The 24,954-nt window shown below is 70.1% G+C and carries 22 protein-coding genes and 1 other RNA gene; 4 read left to right on the plus strand and 19 right to left on the minus strand.

Annotated features, from left to right (window positions below):
• Positions 1–177: 177 nt before the first annotated feature.
• The 3 genes from ACWGJ5_RS35100 to ACWGJ5_RS35110 all read right to left on the minus strand — a co-directional run bounded on the left by ACWGJ5_RS35100 (position 178) and on the right by ACWGJ5_RS35110 (position 2,914).
• Positions 178–1,848, minus strand: coding sequence for a beta-N-acetylhexosaminidase (locus ACWGJ5_RS35100; protein WP_453313674.1), 1,671 nt, complete (start codon positions 1,846–1,848; stop codon positions 178–180).
• Between the two features lie 185 nt (positions 1,849–2,033).
• Complete coding sequence (locus tag ACWGJ5_RS35105) at positions 2,034–2,312, minus strand: DUF3039 domain-containing protein (RefSeq protein ID WP_453313675.1); 279 nt, start codon at positions 2,310–2,312, stop codon at positions 2,034–2,036.
• A 29-nt stretch (positions 2,313–2,341) separates the two neighbouring features.
• Positions 2,342–2,914: a YqgE/AlgH family protein gene (locus ACWGJ5_RS35110; protein ID WP_453313676.1), complete on the minus strand. Its 573-nt coding sequence runs from the start codon at positions 2,912–2,914 to the stop codon at positions 2,342–2,344.
• A gap of 278 nt (positions 2,915–3,192) precedes the next feature.
• Here ACWGJ5_RS35110 and murA point away from each other — a divergent pair, with 278 nt between their 5' ends.
• The gene (murA, locus tag ACWGJ5_RS35115) at positions 3,193–4,533 is read left to right on the plus strand and encodes a UDP-N-acetylglucosamine 1-carboxyvinyltransferase (protein WP_453313677.1); all 1,341 of its coding nucleotides are present in this window, start codon (positions 3,193–3,195) and stop codon (positions 4,531–4,533) included.
• A 117-nt stretch (positions 4,534–4,650) separates the two neighbouring features.
• On the opposite strand, the gene ACWGJ5_RS35120 is transcribed toward murA, so the two are convergent.
• The 6 genes from ACWGJ5_RS35120 to ACWGJ5_RS35145 form a co-directional block, all read right to left on the minus strand.
• Positions 4,651–4,932, minus strand: a complete 282-nt coding sequence (locus tag ACWGJ5_RS35120; RefSeq protein ID WP_023550134.1) for an HU family DNA-binding protein — start codon at positions 4,930–4,932, stop codon at positions 4,651–4,653.
• A 602-nt stretch (positions 4,933–5,534) separates the two neighbouring features.
• Positions 5,535–6,950, minus strand: coding sequence for a malic enzyme-like NAD(P)-binding protein (locus ACWGJ5_RS35125; RefSeq protein WP_453313678.1), 1,416 nt, complete (start codon positions 6,948–6,950; stop codon positions 5,535–5,537).
• 389 nt (positions 6,951–7,339) lie between these two features.
• Positions 7,340–9,718 (minus strand): HelD family protein, encoded by a 2,379-nt coding sequence (locus ACWGJ5_RS35130; protein ID WP_453313679.1) that lies wholly within the window; start codon positions 9,716–9,718, stop codon positions 7,340–7,342.
• Between the two features lie 69 nt (positions 9,719–9,787).
• Complete coding sequence (locus ACWGJ5_RS35135) at positions 9,788–10,570, minus strand: anti-sigma factor family protein (protein ID WP_453313680.1); 783 nt, start codon at positions 10,568–10,570, stop codon at positions 9,788–9,790.
• A gap of 50 nt (positions 10,571–10,620) precedes the next feature.
• On the minus strand, positions 10,621–11,205 hold the full coding sequence (locus tag ACWGJ5_RS35140; protein WP_030167252.1) for a sigma-70 family RNA polymerase sigma factor: 585 nt from the start codon (positions 11,203–11,205) through the stop codon (positions 10,621–10,623).
• Between the two features lie 215 nt (positions 11,206–11,420).
• Positions 11,421–12,014, minus strand: coding sequence for a CGNR zinc finger domain-containing protein (locus ACWGJ5_RS35145; protein WP_453313681.1), 594 nt, complete (start codon positions 12,012–12,014; stop codon positions 11,421–11,423).
• A gap of 252 nt (positions 12,015–12,266) precedes the next feature.
• On the opposite strand from ACWGJ5_RS35145, the gene ACWGJ5_RS35150 reads away from it, so the two are divergent.
• The gene (locus ACWGJ5_RS35150; RefSeq protein WP_453313682.1) at positions 12,267–12,770 is read left to right on the plus strand and encodes a YbaK/EbsC family protein; all 504 of its coding nucleotides are present in this window, start codon (positions 12,267–12,269) and stop codon (positions 12,768–12,770) included.
• 27 nt (positions 12,771–12,797) lie between these two features.
• On the opposite strand, the gene ACWGJ5_RS35155 is transcribed toward ACWGJ5_RS35150, so the two are convergent.
• The 3 genes from ACWGJ5_RS35155 to ACWGJ5_RS35165 form a co-directional block, all read right to left on the minus strand.
• Positions 12,798–13,958, minus strand: a complete 1,161-nt coding sequence (locus ACWGJ5_RS35155) for a uroporphyrinogen-III synthase (protein WP_453313683.1) — start codon at positions 13,956–13,958, stop codon at positions 12,798–12,800.
• An 86-nt stretch (positions 13,959–14,044) separates the two neighbouring features.
• A complete protein-coding gene (locus ACWGJ5_RS35160; protein WP_453313684.1) occupies positions 14,045–15,424 on the minus strand; it encodes a nitrate/nitrite transporter in 1,380 nt (459 codons plus the stop codon).
• Between the two features lie 288 nt (positions 15,425–15,712).
• Positions 15,713–16,708 carry a LysR family transcriptional regulator gene (locus ACWGJ5_RS35165; RefSeq protein WP_453313685.1) on the minus strand — a complete coding sequence of 332 codons (996 nt, stop codon included), beginning with the start codon at positions 16,706–16,708 and terminating at the stop codon, positions 15,713–15,715.
• A gap of 96 nt (positions 16,709–16,804) precedes the next feature.
• Between ACWGJ5_RS35165 and ACWGJ5_RS35170 the strand changes: the two genes are divergently transcribed.
• Positions 16,805–17,998, plus strand: coding sequence for an MFS transporter (locus ACWGJ5_RS35170; RefSeq protein WP_453313686.1), 1,194 nt, complete (start codon positions 16,805–16,807; stop codon positions 17,996–17,998).
• A gap of 63 nt (positions 17,999–18,061) precedes the next feature.
• On the opposite strand, the gene ssrA is transcribed toward ACWGJ5_RS35170, so the two are convergent.
• The 5 genes from ssrA to ftsE form a co-directional block, all read right to left on the minus strand.
• Positions 18,062–18,430: a transfer-messenger RNA gene (gene ssrA / locus ACWGJ5_RS35175) on the minus strand.
• A 92-nt stretch (positions 18,431–18,522) separates the two neighbouring features.
• The gene (gene smpB / locus ACWGJ5_RS35180; protein ID WP_453313687.1) at positions 18,523–19,002 is read right to left on the minus strand and encodes an SsrA-binding protein SmpB; all 480 of its coding nucleotides are present in this window, start codon (positions 19,000–19,002) and stop codon (positions 18,523–18,525) included.
• Between the two features lie 56 nt (positions 19,003–19,058).
• Positions 19,059–20,231 carry a S41 family peptidase gene (locus tag ACWGJ5_RS35185; protein ID WP_453313688.1) on the minus strand — a complete coding sequence of 391 codons (1,173 nt, stop codon included), beginning with the start codon at positions 20,229–20,231 and terminating at the stop codon, positions 19,059–19,061.
• A 91-nt stretch (positions 20,232–20,322) separates the two neighbouring features.
• Positions 20,323–21,240, minus strand: a complete 918-nt coding sequence (gene ftsX, locus ACWGJ5_RS35190; RefSeq protein ID WP_228621958.1) for a permease-like cell division protein FtsX — start codon at positions 21,238–21,240, stop codon at positions 20,323–20,325.
• Positions 21,241–21,273: 33 nt separating this feature from the next.
• Positions 21,274–21,963 (minus strand): cell division ATP-binding protein FtsE, encoded by a 690-nt coding sequence (gene ftsE, locus ACWGJ5_RS35195; protein ID WP_031159396.1) that lies wholly within the window; start codon positions 21,961–21,963, stop codon positions 21,274–21,276.
• 249 nt (positions 21,964–22,212) lie between these two features.
• Here ftsE and ACWGJ5_RS35200 point away from each other — a divergent pair, with 249 nt between their 5' ends.
• Entirely contained in the window at positions 22,213–22,404 is a 192-nt protein-coding gene (locus tag ACWGJ5_RS35200) for a hypothetical protein (protein WP_453313689.1), read from the plus strand.
• 109 nt (positions 22,405–22,513) lie between these two features.
• Here the strand turns inward: ACWGJ5_RS35200 and ACWGJ5_RS35205 are convergent, their stop codons facing one another.
• Both ACWGJ5_RS35205 and prfB read right to left on the minus strand, forming a co-directional pair.
• Positions 22,514–23,467 carry an LPXTG cell wall anchor domain-containing protein gene (locus ACWGJ5_RS35205; protein WP_453313690.1) on the minus strand — a complete coding sequence of 318 codons (954 nt, stop codon included), beginning with the start codon at positions 23,465–23,467 and terminating at the stop codon, positions 22,514–22,516.
• A gap of 298 nt (positions 23,468–23,765) precedes the next feature.
• The gene (gene prfB / locus ACWGJ5_RS35210; protein WP_453313691.1) at positions 23,766–24,872 is read right to left on the minus strand and encodes a peptide chain release factor 2; all 1,107 of its coding nucleotides are present in this window, start codon (positions 24,870–24,872) and stop codon (positions 23,766–23,768) included.
• Between the last annotated feature and the right edge of the window lie 82 nt (positions 24,873–24,954).

The following is a 24,954-nucleotide window of genomic DNA, read 5'->3' on the forward strand; positions in this document are numbered from 1 at the left end:
TCTGGCACATCTTCGCAAGGTGCGAAGACGGGGGTCCCTTAGGAGGCATTCGCCCACCTCATCGCGGAGATGGTCCGTTTTCTCACGGCATCACCGGTGCGCACCGATTGACACTCTTCGGTGACTCTTGGCGCGATTTTCCAGCGCTTGTTCGATACGACCGGCCGGACCGGACGCTCACCTGTTCGGCGGCGGTCCCTCGATCGGGCGGCCGAGCACACCGGGGCGTTTCTGCCACGGCCGGGGTCCGGTGGGCGGCCGGTAGCCGACACCGAGGGCGTCAAGTCGGGCGTAATGGGCGGTCATACGGCGTTCGAAGCCGGCGAAGTCCCGTTCCGCGGGGGCGGGCAGCCGGCTCCAGGCCACCTCGGCGAAGGCCGCTAGGCGGGGGAAGGTCTGGTAGTCCACGCGCGCGGCGTCCTCCAGCACCTCGGTCCAGACGTTGGCCTGAGTGCCCAGCACATGCCGGGCCTCCTCCTCGGTGAGCCCGTCCGGGACGGGCTCGAACCGGTAGACGTCCTCCAGGGTGCGCACGAAGCCGATCGGCACCGGTTCGTCCTCGCCGGGAGCCTGACGGTGGTCCAGATACACGTACTGCTCGGGGCACATGACGACGTCGTGGCCGGCCCGCGCAGCCGCGATCCCGCCGCCGTAACCGCGCCAGGACGACACCGCGGCGCCCTTCGCCAGCCCGCCCTCCAGGATCTCGTCCCAGCCGATGAGTCGGCGCCCGCGCGCGGCGAGCCAGGCGTCGAAGTGCCCGATGAACCACGACTGCAGCTCGTCCTCGTCGGCGAGAGCGAGTTCCGCGATCCGGGTCTTGGCCGTCACCGAATCCGTCCACTGCTCCTTGCGGCATTCGTCGCCACCGACGTGGACGAAGTGCGCGGGGAACAGCTCCAGGACCTCCTCGAACACCCCCTCGTAGAAGCGCAGGGTGGTGTCAGTGGGGGCGAGTACGTTGGCGGAGATCCCCCAGTTGTCCCAGACGGTGAGGGCGGTGGTGTCGATGACGTCGGTGTTGCCGAGTTCCGGGTACGCGGCGATGGCGGCCTGCGAATGGCCTGGTACGTCGATTTCCGGGACGACGGTGATATGCCGCTCGGCGGCGTAGGCGACGATCTCCCGGATGTCGTCCTGGGTGTAGTAACCACCGTGTGGTTTCTCCTCCCACAGCGGGGAGGCCCGGTGACCGAATTTCGACCGCGCCCGCCAGGAGGCGGTTTCGGTCAGCTTCGGATACCGCTTGATCTCGATCCGCCAGCCCTGGTCGTCGGTCAGATGGAAGTGGAAGACGTTGAGTTTGTGGGCGGCCATCAGGTCGAGATAGCGCAGCACGCCTTCCTTCGGCATGAAGTGCCGTGCCACGTCGAGGAGTAGACCGCGCCAGCCGAAACGGGGGGCGTCGCGGATGGTGACGGCAGGGAACTCCCACTCGGTGCGGCCGCTGACGGGGGCGCGCCGGAAGGCCTCCGGACCGAGCAGCTGACGGAAGGTCTGGGCGCCCCAGAACAGGCCGGCCTCGCTCGCGCCGTCGATGCAGACGAGGTAGCCGTCGGCGCACAGCTGATAGGCCTCCGGGCTGCCGAGTTCGCCCCCGAGCGAGGGGTTGATCCGCAGCAGGATGCGGGAGCCGCTGTCGCGGTGCGGGGCCAGCGGCAGTCCGGTCGCCGCGCCGACGGTCGTCCGCAGCCAGCGCGCGACCCGCTCGGTGCCCTCGGTGGCGTCGATCTCGGTGTCCGCGTCGACGACGAAGCCGGTGCCGCCGCCGGGCAGTGAGGCCGACACGCTGTTCGGCGCTGGGATCAGCGCCACATCCGGTTCCGGGAAGAGGGGTTTGTCGTTCATGCCGCCCGTCGCACCTCCGCCACGCGCGTTGCACAGAGTGCAACGGCCGTTCCACTGCGTACAACTGCGACGGAGGCTACAGGTCTTGACCACTCATGACCAGAGACCACTCACGGCCGGAGAACACGAAGACCCCGGCATGCGCGCAAGCACACACCGGGGGCCTCCCGTACGCGGACGGAACCCTACTTGTCGCCGCCCTTGTCCTCGCCGCCGCTGCCCATGGACTCGTAGATCTCCTTGCACATGGGGCACACGGGGTACTTCTTCGGGTCGCGGCCCGGCACCCAGACCTTGCCGCACAGCGCCACGACGGGGGTGCCGTCGAGGGCGCTCGCCATGATCTTGTCCTTCTGGACGTAGTGGGCGAAGCGCTCGTGGTCGCCGTCGCCGTGGGACACCTGTGGCGCCGGCTCTACGAGGGTCCCCGTACCAGTCCCGCGCTCGGGCTCGAGAGTGCTCATAAGCCCCAGGGTACTGAAGCGCACAGGTATCAGTTGAGCGACGGGTCGTCCGGATACGTGGCCACCATCGCCAGCTCGTTGCGCTGGCGACGCAGCACCTCGCGCCAGAGCCTCTCCGGGGCCGGTGAGGAGACGTCCCCGGGTTCGGACTCGACCACGTACCAGGCACCCTCGATGAGCTCGTCCTCCAGCTGGCCGGGCCCCCAGCCGGCGTATCCGGCGAAGATCCGCAGGGAACCGAGGGCCGAGGCGAGCAGTTCCGGCGGGGCCTCCAGGTCGACCAGACCGATCGCGCCGTGCACCCGGCGCCAGCCGAGCGGGGCGAGGTCGCCGTTCGCACCGCCCGGGATGACCGCGACGCCGAGCGCCGAGTCCAGCGAGACGGGGCCGCCCTGGAAGACCACGCCGGGCTCGCCGGTCAGGTCGGCCCAGCCTTCCAGGATGTCACCCACGTCCACCGGGGTGGGGCGGTTGAGGACCACGCCGAGGGAACCCTCCTCGTCGTGGTCGAGAAGGAGCACCACCGCGCGGTCGAAGTTCGGGTCCGCCAGGGCGGGAGTGGCCACGAGCAGCCGCCCTGTGAGCGAGGACACCTCGGTCATGCCAGACATGATCCCGCATCTTCCCCTTCGGTGGGGAGCCAATCGGGGTGCGGGAGTGAACGCAGCTCAGGGAGCGCGGAAGCGCCCCGGGCGCACTCCCCGGCCGGTGACCCCATGTGTCCGATAGCGCACGGTTCGTGTTGTGACACAGCTATGACGCGACTGGGCGGTCCTTGGACTTACGGGAGGGGGGTGATCGGCGATTACCCTGTCTCTCCCGGCCCCCGCGCAACAGTGATCGGCCGCCCCCCTGACCAACTCATCGGAACGCGAGATACATGACCGTCAACGACGATGTCCTGCTTGTCCACGGCGGAACCCCGCTGGAGGGCGAGATCCGTGTCCGCGGTGCGAAGAACCTCGTACCGAAGGCCATGGTGGCCGCCCTGCTGGGCAGCGCGCCGAGCCGCCTGCGCAATGTTCCCGACATCCGTGACGTGCGGGTCGTCCGAGGCCTGCTGCAGCTGCACGGGGTGACGGTCCGGCCCGGGGAGGAGCCCGGCGAGCTGGTGCTCGACCCGACGCACGTCGAGAGCGCCAACGTGGCTGACATCGATGCCCACGCGGGCTCCAGCCGTATCCCGATCCTGTTCTGCGGCCCGCTGCTGCACCGCCTCGGCCACGCGTTCATCCCCGGTCTCGGCGGCTGTGACATCGGCGGACGGCCCATCGACTTCCACTTCGACGTGCTGCGGCAGTTCGGCGCGACCATCGAGAAGCGCGCCGACGGGCAGTACCTGGAGGCCCCGAAGGGCCTGCGCGGTACGAAGATCCGGCTGCCGTACCCGTCCGTCGGCGCGACCGAGCAGGTGCTGCTGACGGCCGTACTCGCCGAGGGCGTAACGGAGTTGTCCAACGCGGCCGTCGAGCCGGAGATCGAGGACCTGATCTGCGTCCTGCAGAAGATGGGCGCGATCATCGCGATGGACACCGACCGCACGATCCGCATCACCGGTGTGGAGCGGCTCGGCGGTTACGCCCACCGCGCCCTCCCGGACCGCCTGGAGGCCGCCTCCTGGGCTTCCGCCGCGCTCGCGACCAACGGCAACATCTACGTCCACGGCGCCCAGCAGCGGTCGATGATGACGTTCCTGAACACCTACCGCAAGGTGGGCGGGGCCTTCGAGATCGACGACGAGGGCATCCGTTTCTGGCACCCCGGCGGCCAGTTGAAGTCCATCGCGCTGGAGACGGACGTGCACCCCGGTTTCCAGACCGACTGGCAGCAGCCGCTGGTGGTCGCGCTGACCCAGGCCACGGGCCTGTCCATCATCCACGAGACGGTCTACGAGTCCCGTCTGGGCTTCACCTCGGCCCTCAACCAGATGGGCGCCCACATCCAGCTCTACCGCGAGTGCCTGGGCGGCTCCGACTGCCGATTCGGCCAGCGCAACTTCCTGCACTCCGCGGTCGTCTCCGGACCCACCAGGCTCCAGGGCTCCGACCTGGTCATCCCCGACCTGCGCGGCGGCTTCTCGTACCTGATCGCGGCCCTGGCGGCCGAGGGCACCTCCCGCGTCCACGGCATCGAGCTGATCAACCGCGGCTACGAGAACTTCATGGAGAAGCTCGTGGAACTGGGCGCGAAGGTGGAGCTGCCGGGCAAGGCGCTCGGCTGACGGGTTCCCGCGCGGTACGACGAAGGGGCGGCCCTCCGGTGAAGGAGGGCCGCCCCTTTGACGTCATCGTGCGTCAGAACGCACCGTACGTCGTCCCGTGACGTACGAACGACAGGGTCACTTGCCCTTGGCGGCTTCCTTCAGCTTGCTGCCCGCGGTGACCTTCACGCTGTAGCCGGCGGGGATGTTGATCGGCTCGCCGGTCTGCGGGTTGCGCGCGGTGCGGGCGGCACGGTGGGTGCGCTCGAAGGTCAGAAAGCCGGGGATGGTGACCTTCTCGTCGCCCTTGGCGACGATCTCGCCGACGGTCTCGGCGAACGCGGCCAGCACGGCGTCGGCGTCCTTGCGGGTCACCTCGGCGCGGTCGGCCAGCGCGGCCACCAGCTCACTGCGGTTCATGTTGTTACTCCCGTGTTTTTCTTGCCGTTGGGGTGTGCCACGCGACGGATCCGCCCGAGGCACTGCGATGCCGATGCGCTCGCGCCCAGGGACGCATCCTGCCCCTACCTGCGGCGGTAAAGCCAATCCGGCACCCGTAGGAGTCGTGAGAACACCCTGGGGAGTCACACGAAAAGCGCCTGCTCGGCGTCACCCTAGAGTGCGCCCGGCATCGGCTGGTTCCACGACGCGCCGGTGCACGGGCCGCCGTGGTGATCCTCACAGGCCCTGCACAGTACGGCACGCCGTCACCGGGCCGACGCCCGGCTGCCGCTTCGCCTTCACCCGGACGGGAGCGGCGGCGCCCGGACCATGGCCTCGGCCCGCCCGGGCCGGGGCCTTCGCACGCCCCGGCCGCAGCGGTACGGCCGAGGCCGTCACCGCAGCCGGAGCGGCCAGGACCGGCCGGTCCTGGCCGGGGCGAGCCGCTGCGCCCAGGGCCTGTCGTCGAACTCCCGACGTCCGCCCGGAGGGCGGGCCCTGCGGCGAGAGCGTGTGCAGGGCGTCGCGGGACTGGGGGACCGCCCGGCCGAAGGCCGGGGGAGGGAGTTTGGCGACAGGGCCTAGGCCGTGGCCCCGGCCGCCTTCGCGGCCTCGCGGACCGCTCCGGCGACGGCGCCCGCGACCTTGTCGTTGAAGACGCTCGGGATGATGTAGTTCGGGTTCAGCTCGTCCTGGCTGACCACGTCGGCGAGGGCCTTCGCCGCCGCCAGCATCATCTCGGTGTTGACGGTGCGGGACTGGGCGTCCAGCAGGCCGCGGAAGACGCCCGGGAAGACCAGCACGTTGTTGATCTGGTTCGGGAAGTCGGAGCGGCCGGTGGCCACAACGGCCGCCGTCTGACGGGCGATTGCGGGGTCGACCTCGGGATCGGGGTTCGCGAGCGCGAACACGATGGCACCGTCGGCCATGGCGGCCACTTCTTCGCCGTCGAGGACGTTCGGTGCGGAGACGCCGATGAACACGTCGGCGTCGCGCACGGCCTCCTTGAGGGTGCCGGTGAGGCCCTCGGGGTTGGTGTTGTCGGCGATCCAGCGCAGCGGCGAGTCGGCCGGGGCGTTCACCAGGTCCTCGCGGCCGGAGTGGACGACACCGTGGATGTCGGCGACGACGGCGTTCTTCACGCCCGCGGCGAGCAGCAGCTTGAGGATGGCCGTACCGGCCGCACCGGCGCCGGACATCACGACCCGGATGTTCTCGATCGCCTTGTCGGTGACGCGAAGTGCGTTGGTCAGGGCGGCGAGGACGACGATGGCGGTGCCGTGCTGGTCGTCGTGGAAGACGGGGATGTCGAGCGCCTCGCGCAGCCGGGCCTCGATCTCGAAGCAGCGCGGCGCGGAGATGTCCTCCAGGTTGATGCCGGCGAACCCGGGGGCGATCGCCTTGACGATCTCCACGATCGCGTCCGTGTCCTGGGTGTCCAGGCAGATCGGCCAGGCGTCGATGCCCGCGAAGCGCTTGAAGAGGGCCGCCTTGCCCTCCATGACCGGGAGCGCCGCCTTCGGGCCGATGTTGCCGAGGCCCAGCACGGCGGAGCCGTCCGTCACGACCGCAACGGAGTTGCGCTTGATGGTGAGGCGGCGGGCGTCCTCGGGGTTCTCGGCGATCGCCATGCAGACGCGGGCCACACCCGGGGTGTAGACCATGGAGAGGTCGTCACGGTTGCGGATGGGGTGCTTCGACGCCATCTCGATCTTGCCGCCGAGGTGCATCAGGAACGTACGGTCGGAGACCTTGCCGAGGGTGACGCCCTCGATCCCACGCAGCTTCTCGACGATCTCCTCGGCGTGGGCCGTGGAGGTGGCCGCGATGGTGACGTCGATACGGAGCTTCTCGTGGCCGGACGCGGTGACGTCGAGGCCGGTCACCGAGCCTCCGGAGGACTCCACCGCGGTGGTGAGCTGCGAGACGGCGGTTCCGCTCGCGGGCACCTCCAGCCGGATGGTCATCGAGTAGGAGACGCTGGGCGCCGTTGCCATGGCCGACTTCCTCTGCTTTCACCGTGTCGCGAGTTGTGCCGTCCGATCGTCGCACCTACCGCGGAGTACGCGGTAGTCGCCCTGGATTGCGGACGTTGTGTTCATGAGCGGTGCCTGATTGCCGCACGTTTTCGGAAAGTGACTTCCACCATACGAGAAATGATCAGGCTGGAAAAGGGGCGCGCAGGGCAAAGAAAGAGACCCACATCACGTCCGTGATGTGGGTCTCCCTCACGCTCATGACACCGACCCGCCATGCTCGCCTCGCGGCAAGTGGTCCCTCGCAGGGACAAAGGTTGGGCCCGGGGGCTTGGATCGGGCCGGTGCCACACCAAGGCTAACAAACCGGCGCCCCGGGGCCATTCCCGTACGGGAGGTTCACAGGAAACTCAGTCCCGCAGCAGGTCCGGCACCCCGGCCGCGTCCGGCTCGTCCCGCTCCCCCGACACCACCGTCAGCTGCTGGGTGGCCCTGGTCAGCGCCACGTAGAGCACGCGCAGCCCGGCCGGCGACTCGTCGGCGATCTCCGCTGGCGAGACGACCACCGTCGCGTCGTACTCCAGCCCCTTGGCCTCCAGGCTGCCGAGCGCGACGACCCGGTCGCCGAGCCCGGCCAGCCAGCGCCGGGCCTCCTCGCGCCGGTTCATGGCGACGACCACGCCGACCGTGCCGTCCACCCGCTCCAGCAGCCGCTCGGCCTCGGCCCGCACGGTCCGCGCCGGCGACTGCCGTACGACCGTGCCGTGCTCGATGTTCGTTCTCACGAAACGCGGCTCGACTCCGGTGGACCGCACCGCGCTGGGCGCCTCGGAGCCGGGCATGGCGAGCGCGAGCACCTTGGCGGCCAGCTCGGCGATCTCGGCGGGGTTGCGGTAGTTCACCGTCAGCTCGAAGCGGCGCCGGGGCCGGGTGCCCAGGGCCTCGTCGCGGGCCTCGGCCGCCTCGTCCGGGTCGGACCAGGAGGACTGGGCCGGGTCGCCGACCACGGTCCAGGTGGCGTGCCGGCCACGGCGGCCGACCATGCGCCACTGCATCGGCGTCAGGTCCTGCGCCTCGTCCACGATGACGTGCGCGTACTCGGTGCGCTCCTGGGCGAGGCGCTCGGCCCGCTCGCGCTGCGACTCCTCGCGCACCGGCATCAGCTCCTCCAGGCCGGTGAGCTGGTCCAGCGGATCGACCTCGCGCCGCCTCTTCGGGCGGGCCGGAGCGCCGAGGATCGCCTGGAGTTCGTCCAGCATGGCGATGTCGTGCACCGACCAGCCGTCCCGCTGGAGCGAGCGGGCGACCTTGCGGATCTCGCCGGGGTTGAGGATCCGGCGGGCCCAGCGGCCGAGCCGCCTCTCGTCGGCCATGGCGGCGAGCACGGCCTTCGCGGTGAGCTCGGGCCACCAGCCGTCGAGGAAGGCGATGAAGGAGTCCTCGGACGTGACGTCCTCGTCGAAGGAGGAGCGCAGCTCGGCGGCCAGCTCGGGGTCGGTGTGCCGGGCGGCCGATCCCGACTTGGCCCACAGCGCGTCCAGCAGCAGCTTGCGGGCGCGCGGGCGCAGCAGGTTGACGGGCGCGGTGCCGCCGAGGGCGGTACGGCGGATACGTTCCAGCTCCTCCGCCTCCAGTTCGATGCGGCGCCCGAAGGCGACGACGCGCAGGCGGGACGGCGGGCCGTCGAACGCCCGCGGCCCGGCCTCCTCGTCAGCGGCGGGCCGGGGGGCGGGCCCCAGTTCCAGGGCGCCCCGGGCGGCCTTCCGCAGCACCTTCAGCATCCGGTACGAGCCCTTGGCCCGGGCCACGGACGGGGAGTCGTACAGCGTGGCCTCGACGCCGTCGACGAGCGAGCCGATCGCGCGGATCGCGACCTGGCCCTCCTCGCCGAGCGAGGGCAGCACGCCCTCGGTGTAGGCCACGAGCAGCGGGGTCGGGGAGACGATCAGGATGCCGCCCGCGTACCGGCGTCTGTCCTGGTAGAGCAGGTAGGCGGCGCGGTGCAGGGCGACGGCGGTCTTGCCGGTGCCCGGGCCGCCCTCCACATAGGTGATGGAGGCGGCCGGGGCGCGGATGACCAGGTCCTGCTCGGCCTGGATGGAGGAGACGATGTCCCGCATGGTGTGGCTGCGGGCCTGGCCCAGGGCGGCCATGAGGGCGCCGTCACCGATCACGGGCAGCTCACGGCCGTCGAGGCGGGCGGTCAGCTCGGGCCGCATCAGATCGTCCTCGACGCCGAGCACCCGGCGCCCCTTGGACCGGATGACCCGGCGCCGTACGACCCGCCCGGGGTCCACCGGAGTGGCGCGGTAGAAGGGTGCGGCGGCGGGCGCCCGCCAGTCGATGACCAGCGGCGCGTAGTCCTCGTCGAGCACGCCGATGCGCCCGATGTGCAGGGTTTCGGCGATGTCGGCGGTGTTGTCGTCCCGCACGGCGCCTTCGGCGGGCTCCACGGCGGTGTAGGCCCCGTCGGGCCCCTTCTTCCCGTCCTTGCCGAGCAGCAGGTCGATGCGCCCGAAGAGAAAGTCCTCGAACTCGTTGTTGAGCCGGTTCAGATGGATGCCGGCCCGGAAGACCTGCGCGTCCCGCTCGGCCAGCGCGCCCGGGGTGCCGACCTGGCCGCGCTTGGCCGCGTCGTTCATCAGGAACTCGGCCTCGTGGATCTTCTCCTCGAGACGCCGGTACACCCGGTCCAGGTGTTCCTGTTCGACGCTGATCTCTCGGTCGCGGACGGAATCGTGTGCGTCGTGTACCGAGCCGACCGCGGACTGCTGAACCTGAGCGGCCACCGGGCCCCCTTCTGACGTGCTGGGCAGCCGTCAACCGTACGCGAAGGGGGCCCGTCGAAGCTACGGCAGCTACGCGTTCACCTGGACCAGCTTCTTGCCCTGGAAGGTCACGACCTCGAAGTGGTCGATCTCGTTGGGCTTGAAGGCCGCCGCGCCGCCGATGTAGAGCGGTTTCTTGGACTCCGGCGTCTTGCCGTTCGGGATGCCGTAGCCGGTGTCCGGTACGGACCAGGAGGACATCGTCACGCGCTGTCCGTTCTTCGCGACGAGCACCAGGGAGCACTTGATCGGCCCCGTGGCGTTCTTCAGCTCCAGGACCGCCTGAGTGCCCCAGTCCTTCGGGGCCATCGCGACGGTGGCGCTGATCTGCGACGACGGGTCGGTGGCCGACTTCTTGTCGGGCATGGCCTCGAAGGTCGTCTGCGCCGAGGACGCCGTGACCTGGCCCCCGCTCCCGCCCGAGCCGCCGTTGACCGCCACCGCGGCCAGCGGTCCGGCGATGATCAGCGCGGCGGCCGCAGCGATCATGTAGAAGCTGCGCCGGCGCTTCTGGGCACGCTTCTCCGCGACCTCGTCGACCAGCTTCTCCACGATCCGCGGGCTGGGCTTGGCGGACAGCGACTCGCCGATCGCGGGAGTGCTGCCGGAGCCCGGCAGGTCCGCGAGCGCGGCCAGCATCGGCTCCATCCCGGCCAGCTCGTCGAGCTGCTGGGCGCACCACTCGCAGCCGGCGAGGTGGGCCTCGAAAGCGGTTGCCTCGGCGTCGTCGAGAATCCCGAGGGCATAGGCGCCGACGGTCTCGTGCTCGCTCGGCACGGAAGATCCCGATTGGGGGCTCATGGGCCCAGACATACCCGGACCACCTGCACCGAATCCCTGCATTCCCCCATAACCACTGCTCATCACGCCGTCACCCCCCGCTCCTCCAGTGCCAGCTTCATCGATCGCAGGGCGTAGAAAACCCGAGACCGCACCGTGCCGCTGGGTATCCCCAGCGTCTCGGCCGCCTCATTGACCGTACGCCCCTTGAAGTACGTCTCGACGAGCACCTCCCGGTGGGCCGGGGTCAGGTCGTCGAGCGCGTCCGACAGCGTCATCAGCCACAGCGCCTTGTCGATCTCGTCCTCCGCGGGGATGACCTCCAGCGGCGACGGATCGACCTCCTGCGGCCGGGCCTGCCGGCTGCGGTGGCCGTCGATGACGATGCGGCGCGCGACCGTCACCAGCCAGGGGCGTACCGAACCGGTCGCCCGATTGAGCTGACCGGCGTTCTTCCAGGCACGGATGAGCGTTTCCTGCACGACGTCCTCGGCGCGCTGCCGATCACCGGCGACCAGCCGGAGGACATACGCGAGCAGGGGTCCGGCGTGCTCTCGATACAGCGCACGCATCAGCTCCTCATCCGGTTCCGAGGGCTGTGAGGACATGCGATGTCGGGCCCTCGATCCACGTTCATTGGCCACGGCCGCATCCTTGCGCACGCCCACCTCCGGTGTCCGGGGGTTCCCCCAGTCGGTCGCTCGCCCACCCGTACGGAAGGAAGGGGCCCGGCGTTCAAACGGAGGGCACAATTTCTCGTGGCTGACGTGACGACAGGGACATGCGAGCACATTCCTCCCGCTCGATCTTTACAATTCCGGCACATTGCCGGGACGGCTCTCAACTCCCGTGTACGGGGCACCCAAACGCGGTGTTACGAAGATCACGCCCTTGCGAGCGCGGCCCGCCGCCGGTGCCGGGCCACCCGCTCCCGGTTCCCGCACACCTCACTGGAACACCACCGCCGGCGCCGCCCCCGGGAGGTGTCGAGGTACACGAGCGGGCAGTTGTCCCCTTCACACTCCCGTACGGCGGCCCGGGCGACGGGATCGGTGAGCAGCTCCACGGCGTCCCGCGCGACGAGCGCGAGCAGAGCGGCGCAGGCCGGCGGGCCGGCCAACTCCCTCGTGAGTCCGCCGTCCGCACCGCGTACGGCACGCGGGACGGGGGTCGAGGCGTGCGCGACCTCGTTGACCCGCCGGAGCGCGCTCTCGTACGACGGTGTGTCCGGCGCATGCGGGTCGCGCACCAACGTCCCGATATGGGCGCGCAGTTCCCGGAACGCGACGAGCCAGGAGGCGTCGGCATGACCGAGTGCCGTCCCCCCGGGCACGAGCCCCACCCCACCGATCCACGCGCACAACGCCTCGACGCCGTCCAGCCGTTCGGCCGGATGGGTGGTGGCGAGGAGATCGAGACAGATCCGTCCGGCGTCGAACCGTGGCTCGTACGCAGGGGGCGCCGTACCCAGTGCCATGTGCCTGTCACCGCCTAGGCAGGAAGCGTGAGGGTCTTCTCGTGGGGTCTTCTCGTGAGGCTCTCCACTTCACAGTGCCCGCCCGAACGCCAGGCCGGAACCCCACGCTCCCAAGGACTTGCCACACGAGGCGTCCTGGGACACGTCACGGCCGGCAACCGAAAGGCCCCGCTGATCGCTCTCCGGTCCGGCGCTTCCCGGGGGATGAGGTCAACTCACCGGATCGACCGCCCAGTTGAACCGGGAGGTCCAATGGCTTCGGACGACGCCGACGACACCCATGACAAGCTGCTCGCCCTGCTCGATGAGCACCGGGCGACGTATCGGGTGATCGAGCACGCCCCGGAGGGCGGTACCGAGGCGGTCAGCCGGCTCCGCGGACACGCACTCGACCAGGCTGCCAAGTGCACCATCGTCATGGTGAAGATCGGCAAGAAGGACAAGCGCCACGCGCTCGTGGTCGTGGTCGTGCCGGGGGACAAGCGGGTCGACCTGGGGGCGGTGAAGGCGCTCTACGGCGGCACCTACGCCTCCTTCGCCTCTCCCGGCATCGCCGAGGAACTGGCCGGCTCCCCCAGCGGCACCATCCTTCCCCTGACCTTCGACGAACGGCTGGAGCTGATCGTCGACCCCGGGCTGCTGGTCCACCCGGAGTTCCACTTCAACGCCGCCCGCCTCGATCGGTCGCTCGCGCTGTCGACGGCCGACTACCGGTCCATCGCCGAGCCCCGCGTGGAGCCGGTGTCACTGGACTGATGGTGATCCGTGACCGCGACATCCGGGCTACGCGTCCGCGTACTTCGCGTCCGTTGCCGGATCCAGGGCCAGGCGGTAGCCGCGTTTGACCACGGTCTGGATCAGCTTGGGGGCGCCGAGGGCGGTGCGGAGGCGGGCCATCGCCGTCTCCACCGCGTGTTCGTCCCGCCCGGCGCCGGGCAGCGCACGCAACAGGTCCGCCCGCGGTACCACCCAGCCCGGGCGGCGGGACAGGGCCCGGAGCAGGGACATGCCGGCCGGGGGGACCGGCTTCAGCGCGCCGTCGACCAGGACCGCGTGGCCCCGGATCTCCACCCGGTGGCCGGCGATCGGCAACGCCCTTGACCGGCCGGGCAGTTCCTGGCACAGGAGCTGGACCAGGGGGCCCAGGCGGAAGCGTTCCGGCTGGATCGTGTCCACGCCCTGGGCCTGGAGGGGGATCGCCGTGACCGGGCCCACGCAGGCCGGGAGGACGTCGTGGGCCAGGGCCGACAGCAGCTCCTCCAGCAGGCCCCGGGTCTCCGCCCGGGAGAGCAGGGACGCGGCCGCGGGCGCGCTCGTGAAGGTCAGCGCGTCCAGGGAGCGGGAGACCGTCGCGTCCAGGAGGCGGTCCAGCGGGGTGATGTCCTCCGGGGGCATCCAGCGGTACACCGGGACCGGGACCACCTCCGCTCCCCCGGCCCGCAGGGACTCGACGAAGCCGGGCAGCGGCTCGCCGTGCAGCTGTACGGCGACACGGCGGCCGGCGACGCCCTCCTCCAGCAGCCGGTCCAGGACCTCGGCCAGGGATTCCGAGGACGGGGACCACTCCTCCGTCAGACCCGCCGCACGGATCGCTCCCTTGACCTTCGGCCCCCTGGCCAGGAGTTCGGCGCCGCGCAGCCCGTCGAGCAGCTGCTCGCCGAGGCCCCAGCCGTCGGCGGCCTCTATCCAGCCCCGGAAGCCGATCGCCGTGGTGGCCACGACCACGTCGGGCACCTGGTCGATGATCTCCTTGGTCGCGGCGAGGAGTTCACCGTCGTCGGCCAGCGGCACGATGCGCAGGGCCGGTGCGTGCAGGACCGCGGCACCGCGCCGCTGGAGCAGGGCGCCCAGCTCGTCGGCCCGGCGCGCGGCGGTGACGCCCACGGTGAATCCCGCGAGCGGACCGTGCTCGACGGCTCCGGGATGCTGCTCTTCGTCGTACATGGGCTCTCCTAGCTGACCGGCGCGCGAATCGAGCCTGTCAACGGCGCGTGACAGGCTCGGTTCGGCTTCATTGCACCGGTGTTACGTCATACTTCGGCGTAGCTGAGCTGCGCCTTTGTCTCCGAAGCCGCCACCGGCACGGCCTGACGCGCCGGGCGGCGAAGGTATACGGCCCACGTCACGGCGAAGCAGAGGCCGTAGAAGGCGAGGAAGGCGACGAACGCTCCGGTGCCACTGCCGTAGGACAGGAAGGACTGGCGGAAGGCGAGGTTGATGCCGACTCCGCCGAGCGCGCCGACCGCGCCGATCAGGCCCATGGAGGCGCCGGACAGCCGGCGGCCGTAGGCCACGGCCTCCTCCCCCTCCAGGCCCTTGGCCAGGGCCTTCGCCTGGAAGATGCCCGGGATCATCTTGTACGTCGAGCCGTTGCCGAGCCCGCTGAGCACGAACAGGACGACGAAGACGGACACGAACAGCGGAAGCGACTTCTCCTGGCTCGCGGCGATCAGGACGCCGGTGGCGGCTGCCATGGCGACGTAGTTCCACAGGGTGATGCGGGCGCCGCCGAAACGGTCGGCGAGCCGACCGCCGAGGGGGCGGATGAGGGAGCCGAGCAGCGGGCCGATGAAGGTGAGGTACGCCGCCTGGAGCGGGGTGCGGCCGAACTGGATCGTCAGGACCTGGCCGAAGGCGAAACTGTAGCCGATGAAGGAGCCGAAGGTGCCGACGTAGAGGAAGGACATGATCCAGGTGTGGCCGTCCTTCGCGGCGTCCTTGGCCGCGCCGGTGTCGTTCTTCACGGAAGCGAGGTTGTCCATGAAGAGAGCGGCCAGAACGGCGGCCACGACGATCAGCGGGATGTAGATGCCCAGCAGGACCCGCGGGCCGCCGCTCGCGCCGATGACCGCGAGGGCGACGAGCTGGATGACGGGCACGCCGATGTTGCCGCCGCCCGCGTTCAGGCCGAGCGCCCAGCCCTTCTTCTTCAGCGGGAAGAAGGCGTTGATGTTGGTCATGGAGGAGGCGAAGTTGCCGCCGCCGATGCCGGCCAGCAGGCCGACGACGAGGAACGTGCTGAAGGACGTGCCCGGTTCCATGACCGCGAAGGCCGCGATCGTCGGGACCAGCAGCAGGCTCGCCGAGATGATCGTCCAGTTGCGGCCGCCGAACACGGCCACGGCGAAGGTGTAGGGGACGCGCACGACCGCGCCGACGAGGGTGACCATCGAGGTCAGCAGGAACTTGTCGGCGGGTGTGAGGCCGTACTCCGGGCCCATGAACAGGACGAGGACGGACCACAGGGTCCAGATGGAGAAGCCGATGTGCTCCGAGAGGACCGAGAACCACAGGTTCCGGTTGGCGATCCGCTCCCCGGTCGCCGTCCAGAATCCCTCGTCCTCCGGGTCCCAGCGTTCGATCCAGCGGCCGCTGCGACGGGTTGGGGCTGTTGGGGCTGGGGCTGTCATCACGCCTCCACGGGGCTCCGGCTGCTCGGTCCGCCGTCGACCTGCCATCGACCGGCTCAGCCCGAAGGTAGGGAGGGCTCGTTTCCTGCCTGTGGCTGTGGGTGACCGGAAGGGAACGTTGCTCTCACCCTGCCCGGAGGCGGGATGAGAGGTTCCCCGTCGAGCCCCTGGACCGGCTTCGCCTCTACTCGGTTCCGAGAACACGCCGCACCTTCTGCGCGATGACAGCGGCAGCGGCTCGTACCTCGTCGTCGCCGAGGGGGCCGTCGGCTGGTTCTTCGTTCACAGCTACTGGCAGAAGCGCGCCTCCATCGGCTGACCCATCACCTCGACATCGGTGGCTGGAAGCCATCCCTCGGCAGGACGCCGCAGCCAGTCTTCGGCCCGTGCACGTTCGACCGCCGCCCGCCGAAGCGCCTCCAGCCCCGGATGGACCAGCCCCTTCCGCCACACCAGGGAGACCGGCGACAGCGGGACGGGATCGACGAGCGGGCGGCGGACGGTGTGGGGCATGGCCGGAAAGTCGACCACGGCCAGCACCGGATGCCGGGTCTTGGCCATGATCCGTTCGAACTCCTCGTCCCCGACGGCCAGCGGCAGCGGCGCGGCGAGCCGGATGCCCCGCCCCTCGAAGAGCCGGTTCGCCAGGTCGGTCCACTCCAGGGTGCGCGGGTTTCCGGCGCCGGCGTACACGGTCTCACCGGCCAGCTCGGACACCGGCACCTCGGCGCGAGCGGCCAGCGGATGGTCCTCGGGCAGTACGACGGCCATCGGCTCGTAGCGCACCGGCTGCTGCTCCAGACCGGAGCGCAGCGCCGGGTCCAGGCCGGCGAAACGGCCGAAGGAGGCATCCAGCCGGCCGGCCAGCAGTTCGGCGGCGGCCCCGGTCAGGCCGCTCTCGTAGCGGGCCATCAGCTCACAGTCCGGGGCGAGTTCACGGGCCCGGTGCAGCACGCGGCGGCCGGTGGCCAGGCCCGGTGAGTTGAGGTCCACCAGCAGCGGGCGGGACCGGCCGGGGGCGAAGGCGGCGAGCAGGTCGTCCTGGGCGGCGAGGACCCGCCGGGCGTGCGGCAGCAGACGCTCGCCGTCCGCGGTCGGCGTCACCTGCCGGGTCGTCCGCACGAACAGCTCGGCGCCCAGCTCCCGCTCCAGCCGCCGTATGTCCCGGCTGAGCGCCTGCTGGGCGACGTACAGGCGGGCCGCGGCGCGGGTGAAGTGCAGTTCCTCGGCCACGGCGACGAAGGCGCGCAGGAGGCGGGGGTCTATGCCGGCGGGGACGGACATGCCCGTGAACTTACAACACAGGTGCGTGAATCGGCACCGAGAAGGTGTTGGACCCCGTGATCCACTCGGGGCGAGGGTGAGTCCATGTCCTCGGTCATGTCCACAACCAGCGGCTACCGCCGCCTCCTCGGCCTCCCCGGCGCCCGCGCCTTCACCACCGGCAACCTTCTCGCCCGGCTGCCCATGGGCATGTTCAGCGTGAGCGCCGTCGTGATGATCGCCGGTTCGCGGGGCTCGTACGCACTGGCCGGTGCCGTCACCGCGACCGGTCTCGCGGCGACCGCGCTGGCCGGGCCCTGGATCGCCCGGTTCGTCGACCGGCACGGGCAGGCCCGGGTCGCCGTACCGGCCACGCTCGTCTCCGTGCTCGGCAGCCTCGTGCTGCTGCTGTGCGTCCGCTACGACGCCCCCGATTGGACCCTGTTCGCCGCCTACGCGCTCACCGCGGCCACCCCGAACATCGGCGGCCTGTCCCGCGCCCGCTGGGCCCATCTGCTGCGCGACGACCCGGGTGCGCTGCACACCGCGAACTCCTTCGAGCAGGCCGCCGACGAGCTGTGCTTCATGCTCGGCCCGGTGCTGGCCTCCTTCCTCACCGGCACGTTCTTCCCGGAGGCGGGCACGCTCACCGGCGCGGTGCTGCTGCTCGTCGGCATGCTGCTGTTCACCGCGCAGCGGGCCACCGAGCCGCCGCCGCGGGCCCGCTCACAGGCGCCCTCACCGCTGCGCAGCCCGGGCATCCCGCCGCTGCTGGCCTGTTTCACCGCGACCGGGGCGGTGTTCGGCTCGATGGAGGTCGTCACGATCGCGTACGCCGACGCGCAGGGCCACCGTACGGCGGCCGGTGCGGTGCTCGCCCTGCAGGCGGCGGGGTCGTGCGCGGCGGGGCTGCTGTACGGCGCGCTGAAGCCGACGGGGGTGCGGCTGGGGCACTGCCTGGCGGGCATGGCCGTCCTGATGACACTGCCGTGGGCGGCCGCGGTCCTCGCCGGTTCGCTGTGGGTGCTGGCGGGGGCGCTGCTGGTGGCGGGGATGGCTACGGCGCCGACGATGGTGACGGCGATGACACTGGTACAGCGGCGCACCCCGGCCGACCGTCTGAACGAGGGGATGAGCCTGGTGGTGACGGGGCTGCTGACGGGGATCGCCTGCGGGTCGGCGGTGGGGGGCTGGGTGGCGGAGCACTTGTCGCCGACCTCCGCGTACGTCGTACCGGCGGCCGGCGCCACCGTTGCCCTCGGATTGGCTTGGCTCACCGGCGCCGGCCGTGTGCCGCTGCGCGGGGAATGACAACGGCCCCGTCGCCAGAAGCGACGGGGCCGTTGCCCACATGGGGTAACCCCCGGAGGGGTTTGGTGGAGATGGCGGGAATCGAACCCGCGTCCAACGGTGCGGAACCAGGGCTTCTCCGTGTGCAGTTCGCTTCGCTTTTCTCGGCCCCGGCGATCACGCGAACAAGTCGCCGACGGGCTCAGTCACTGTTTGGTTTCCCTCTTCACCCCGTGACCGGGATCAAGGTTTAGTTCCCTAGCTGATGCCAGGATCCGGGTCGGGAACAGCCCCGGGCTGACACTTCGCAAGTCGCTACTTAGGCAGCGAGGGCGAAGGAATCGCGCTTGGTGTTGGCGATTATTTTTTTCGGCCTGTGGTTTACGAGATCATGGCCGCTTCCTCGACACGCTTCCCCTGCTTCGACAGCCGCTGTCGAAACCGATCATCCCCATGTTGATTTCTCAAGGTTCACACCGGGCGCTGACGTCCGGTGCTGGTGCCATCGTACGGGAACAACGCAGGTCGGTGCCAGCGTATTCCCGCTAGCCCCGCTGCTTCCGGCGCGCCGCCGACATCGCGCGGTCCGCCTCGCGCCGGTCCTGCTTCTCGCGCAGGGTCTGGCGCTTGTCGTACTCCTTCTTGCCCCTGGCGAGCGCGATCTCGATCTTGGCGCGGCCGTCCTTGAAGTACAGGGCGAGGGGCACGATCGTGTGACCCGTCTCCTGGGACTTGGACTCCAGCTTGTCGATCTCCGTGCGGTGCAGCAGCAGCTTGCGCTTGCGGCGGGCGCTGTGGTTGGTCCAGGTGCCCTGGCTGTACTCGGGGACGTGCACGTTGTGCAGCCACGCCTCGTGACCGTCCAGCTGCACGAAGCCGTCGACCAGCGAGGCCCGCCCCTGACGCAGCGACTTCACCTCGGTGCCCATGAGGACCAGCCCGGCCTCGTAGGTGTCGAGGATGTGGTAGTCGTGCCGCGCCTTCTTGTTCTGCGCGATCAGCTTGCGCCCTTTTTCCTTAGCCATAGTACTGACCATTTTGGCACCACACCGGGGGTGTGAGTACAGCCGATTACGAGTGGCTACGAGGGGTCGCCCAGGCCGGTGAGAACCGTCTCGGCCCGGGGCAGGGCCTCCCCGGGGCTCGCGTCCAGATCCGGGGTGATGCCCCGGGCATCGACCGCGTGACCGGAAGGGGTGCGGTAGTGGCCGACGGTCAGCTCGGCCACCGAGCCGTCGGGCAGCTCGCTCGGCATCTGGATGGAGCCCTTGCCGAAGGTGCGCGAGCCGATCACCACCGCGCGGCCCCGGTCCTGCAGGGCCCCGGTGAGCATCTCGGCCGCGCTCATCGTGCCGCCGTCGACCAGGGTGACCAGGGGCCGGGTGGTGTCTCCGCCGGGGTCGGCGTGCAGGGAGCGCTGGGCGCCGTCGACGTCGTAGGTGGCGACCAGGCCGCCGTCGAGGAAGGCGGAGGCGGTGTCCACCGCCTCGGTGACCAGGCCGCCGGAGTTGCCGCGCAGGTCGAGGACGATCCCGTCGTCGGCCGGGGCCTGCCGTACCGCGGCGCGGACGGCGTTACCGGAGCCCTTGGTGAACGCGGCGATCCCGATGACGGTGACCCCGCCGGGCAGCCGGCGCACGGTCACGGAGTCGGTGGACAGACTGGCCCGGTGCAGGGTCTCGGTCCACGTGCGCGTGCCGCGCTGCAGGCCCAGGGTGACGGGCGTGCCCGCGGCCGCGTCGTCGGCGTCGCCGCGCAGTAAGGAGACCACCTCGGTGACCGGCCGCCCGTCGACCCTGCTGCCGTCGACGCTGCGCAGCCGGTCGCCCTTGCGGATCCCTGCATCGGCGGCCGGCGAGCCCGGCTGCACCCTGGTCACCTCGATCCGGCCGTCCCGCTCGCGCCGCGCCCACAGGCCGACGCCGGTGTAGCGGCCGTCGAGGGACTCCTGGAACTCCTGGTACTCGCCCTCGGTGTACACCGCGCCCCAGCGGTCCCCGCTGCGGCTGACGGCCCGCTCGGCGGCCTCCATCGGGGACTTGCCGTCGGCCATCGCCTCGGCGGCGGCCTTCTGGACGTCCTCGTGGCTCGTGGCCGTACGCGTCGGCCCGGTGACGGGTCTGCGCGCGGTGGCGTCCGGCTCCGGGAAGGAGCCGGTGGCGGCGCCGGTGACCAGGACGCCGGCGAAGACCAGTGTCAGGGCGGCCCCGCGGCTGATGCGGCGGGGCCGGCAGAACAGGTCTCGGCCTGGCATGGCGGGGAGTCCTCGGCCTGACATGGCGGTGAGTCTAGGACAACGCGAAGGGCCGCACGGGCGGATGCCCGTACGGCCCTCTTGGCATGCGTCACACCTTCAGGTACTTGCGCAGCGCGAAGAACGCCGCAAGTGACGGCATGAGAACGCTGGTTGCGAGGATCAGCGGCAGCTTGGTCAACACCGCGTCCCACCCGACGAAGTTGATGAGCGTGAGCTTGTGGGCGAGGTCCATGCCGTGGTCGATGGTGAAGTACCGGCCGACCACCAGGGCCACACAGGCGAGCCCGCCGCCGATGAGTCCGGCGACGGCGGCCTCGGCGATGAACGGCGCCTGGATGTAGAAGCCCGAGGCACCGACCAGACGCATGATCCCGGTCTCGCGCCGGCGGCTGAACGCCGACACGCGGACCGTGTTGACGATCAGCAGCAGCGCGACGATCAGCATCATCGCCATCACGCCGAGCGCGCCCCGGTTCATCAGGTTCAGCAGCTGGAAGAGGTTGTCCAGGATGCCCTTCTGGTCCTGCACGGACTGCACACCGGCGCGCCCGTTGAAGGCCGAGGCGATCACCTGGTACTTCCGCGGGTCCTTGAGCTTGATCCGGTACGACTCCTGCATCTGGTCCGGCGTGAGCGAGCTGGCCAGCGGTGAGTTGCCGAACTGCTCCTTGTAGTGCTTGTACGCCTCGTCCTGCGACTCGTACGCCACCTTCTCGACGACCGGCATCTTGTGCAGGTCCGAGAGGATCTGCTTCTTCTGGTCCTCGGTCACCGCGCCCTTGGCGCAGTTGACGTCCGAGTCGGCGTCGTGCTTGTTGCACAGGAAGATCGAGACGTTGACCTTGTCGTACCAATAGCCCTTCATGGTGCTCACCTGGTCGCTCATCAGCAGGGAGCCGCCGAAGAGCGCCAGGGACAGGGCGACGGAGACGATGACGGCGAAGGTCATCGTCAGATTGCGGCGGAGACCGACACCGATCTCCGACAGGACGAACTGGGCGCGCATGGCGTCTTGTCGAGCCTTTCGTCGTGAACTTGCTTAGTGCTGGTAGCCGTAGACGCCGCGGGCCTGGTCGCGGACGAGGCGGCCCTTCTCCAGCTCGATGACGCGCTTGCGCATCTGGTCCACGATGTTCTGGTCGTGCGTCGCCATGATGACCGTGGTGCCCGTCCGGTTGATGCGGTCGAGCAGCTTCATGATGCCGACGGAGGTCTGCGGGTCGAGGTTGCCGGTGGGCTCGTCGGCGATCAGCAGCTTGGGCCGGTTGACGAAGGCCCGCGCGATGGCCACGCGCTGCTGCTCACCACCGGAGAGCTCACCGGGCATCCGGTCCTCCTTGCCGCCGAGCCCGACGAGATCGAGCACCTGTGGCACGGACTTGCGGATCTCGCCGCGGGACTTGCCGATGACCTCCTGGGCGAAGGCCACGTTCTCCGCGACGGTCTTGTTCGGCAGGAGCCGGAAGTCCTGGAACACCGTCCCCAGCTGGCGGCGCATCTGCGGCACCTTCCAGTTGGAGAGGCGTGCGAGGTCCTTGCCCAGCACGTGCACCTGGCCGTGGCTGCACCGCTCCTCGCGGAGGACCAGCCGCAGGAAGGTGGACTTTCCGGAGCCGGAGGACCCCACGAGGAACACGAACTCGCCCTTCTCCACCTCGAGGGAGACATCCCTGAGTGCGGGGCGGGTCTGCTTGGGGTAGACCTTGGAGACATTGTCGAATCGGATCACGGATGCACCACGCGTCGCCGGGGGTAGATGAGCGTGACCATACGCGAACCGGGTGTGCAAGTGCAGTCGCAGGTCGAGGTTGGGTAAGGCTTGTACGTTTTTGTACCGCCCCCGGTTCTCTCCCGGTTCCCTCCCGGCTCTCCGAGGCCCCGCGCAAGCTCCGCGGGAACCTGGCACAGTGGAGGGGGGAACGTTCTCGGTTCCGTGAGCGTTGATACGAGTGATGGCCGGTGCGAGGAGGGCGAGCGCATGACGTACGACCGGTTGGTGTGCGCGAACTGCGCGGCGCCCGTGAGCGAGGGCCGGTGCCCGGTGTGCCGTGCCAACCGCGAGCGACTGCAGCAGGAGGGCTTCCTCGGCGGGGTGAGCCCGATGGCGCTGATCGCGCTGCTTGCAGTGCTGGTCGCCGCGGTGGCGCTGCTGGCGCACCAGACCGCCTGAGAACCGGCGCGTGCAAGGACAAGCCTCAGAAACCCGTCAGGGCCCGGAGCGTCAGCTCCGGGCCCTTCCGTGTGCACGGTGATCGCGCCGCGTGACCGTTGGGTCACGCTCAGGCGGCAGCGCCGCCGCGGCCGTTGACCAGACGCGGCAGAACGCGGAAGCCGATGCCGCCGGCGATCATCGTCGCGGCGCCGATGAGCAGGAACGCGGTCTGGCCGGCACCGGTCTCGGCGAGCTGCTTGCCGCTGCCCTGGGGCTGGGTGTCGGAGCCGGTGTCGGTGAGGGCCGAGGAGCCCTCGTCCTGCGAGGCGTTGTTGTTGCCGCCGCCCTGCGGGGTGTCGTTGTTGCCGCCGGTGCTGGAGGAGCCGCCGGTGGTGCTGCCACCCGTGCTGGAGGAGCCGCCGGCGGTGCTGCCGCCCGAGGTGCCGGAACCGCCGGTGGTGCCGCCACCGGTGGTGCTGCCGCCACCGTTGCCGTTGCCACCGCCGTTGCCGCCGCCGGTGCCGTTGTCGCCACCGTTGCCGCCGCCGGTGCCGTTGTCGCCACCGTTGCCGCCGCCGGTGCCATTGCCGCCGCCGGTGCCGTTGTCGCCACCGTTGCCGTTGCCGCCGCCGGTGGTGCCACCGGCGCCATTGTCACCGCCGGTCGTGGTGTCGCCGCCAGTGGTGGCGTCGCCGCCGGTCGTGGTGTCGCCGCCGCCGATGACGCCGCCGATGGTGACGTCACCGCCGGTGTCGCCACCGGTCGTGGTGTCGCCACCCGTCGTGGTGTCGCCACCGGTGGTGGTGTCGCCGCCAGTGGTGGCGTCACCGCCGGTCGTGGCGTCGCCACCGGTCGTGGTCCCGCCGGTGGTGGTGCAGATGCCGAGATCGCACCCGCCGTCACCGCCGTCGGTGCCGCCGTCGTCGCCCTCGCCGTTCGCGTGCGCGCTCAGGCTGATCGGGCCCGCCTGGACATCGATGCCCGCGGCGGAAGCCGCGCCGGCTGCGGTCAGTGACGCACCGGCCGCGATCACGGCGCCGGCGGCTATCCGCGCGACCCGGATCCGCGTCTTCTTCGTCATATGGTTGCTACCCCCAGTAGCTGTTCGTCAATGAGGCGGCGCATGGGGCGTTGCCGTGATCGACGGAGGGCAGGCGGTGACGAAGTCCGCGTCAACTCATTCCCCCGGTTCACATGCGCCCCTGAAGTACGCATGCCGCACTTCACCCTTCCGATTTTTCAAAGCAACGTCAAGGCCGTTGCGGGCGCAATGTCCCGTCGGGGGTGTTTTGCGACGAGTTGAAGCCTGTGAGTGTGATGTAAAACCCAGACAAAAGACAACTGCCGCCTCTCGGGCGGCAGTTGTCATGTCGACAAAGTTACTTCTCCTGCTGCTTGCGCCAGCGAATGCCGGCCTCCAGGAACCCGTCGATCTCACCGTTGAACACGGCCTCGGGGTTGCCGACCTCGTGCTCGGTGCGCAGGTCCTTGACCATCTGGTACGGGTGCAGCACGTACGAACGCATCTGGTTGCCCCAGGAGTTGCCGCCGTCGCCCTTGAGGGCGTCCATCTTGGCCTGCTCCTCCTGCCGGCGCCGCTCCAGCAGCTTGGCCTGGAGGACGTTCATGGCGGTGGCCTTGTTCTGGATCTGCGACCGCTCGTTCTGGCAGGAGACGACGATGCCGGTGGGGAGGTGGGTGATGCGAACCGCGGAGTCGGTCGTGTTGACGCCCTGGCCACCGGGCCCGGAGGACCGGTAGACGTCGATGCGCAGGTCGGACTCGTCGATCTCGACGTGGTCGGACTGCTCGACGACGGGCAGCACCTCCACACCCGCGAAGGAGGTCTGACGGCGGCCCTGGTTGTCGAAGGGCGAGATACGCACCAGGCGGTGCGTGCCCTGCTCGACGGAGAGGGTGCCGTAGGCGTACGGCGCCTGGACGGCGAAGGTGGTCGACTTGATGCCGGCCTCTTCGGCGTACGACGTCTCGATCAGCTCGGTCTTGTAGCCGCGCTGCTCGGCCCAGCGCAGATACATGCGCTGGAGCTTCTCGGCGAAGTCGGCGGCGTCGACGCCACCGGCCTCGGCGCGGATGTTGACGAGCGCCTCGCGGGCGTCGTACTCGCCGGACAGGAGGGTACGGACCTCCATCTCGTCCAGCGCCTTGCGCACCGCGGTCAGCTCGGACTCGGCCTCGGCACGGGTGTCCGGGTCGTCCTCCTCCTCGGCCATCTCGAAGAGGACGGCGAGATCGTCGATCCGGCCGCGCAGCGTCTCCGCCTTCCTGACCTCGGCCTGGAGGTGGGAGAGCTTGCTGGTGATCTTCTGCGCCTCGTCCGGGTTGTCCCAGAGGGACGGCGCGGCCGCCTGCTCCTCGAGCACGGCGATGTCTGCCCTCAGCTTGTCGAGGTCCAGGACGGCCTCGATCGACTCCATGGTCGAGGAGAGGGACTTCAGCTCTTCGGATACATCGACGACTGCCACGCATCCAGCGTAACGGCTCCGCGAAGCGTCGAGGGCCGGGTGCTCGCGAGCTGCCGGAGTGCCCGGTGCCGCCCTGCCGTCT

Source organism: Streptomyces sp. NPDC054783 (assembly GCF_053611725.1).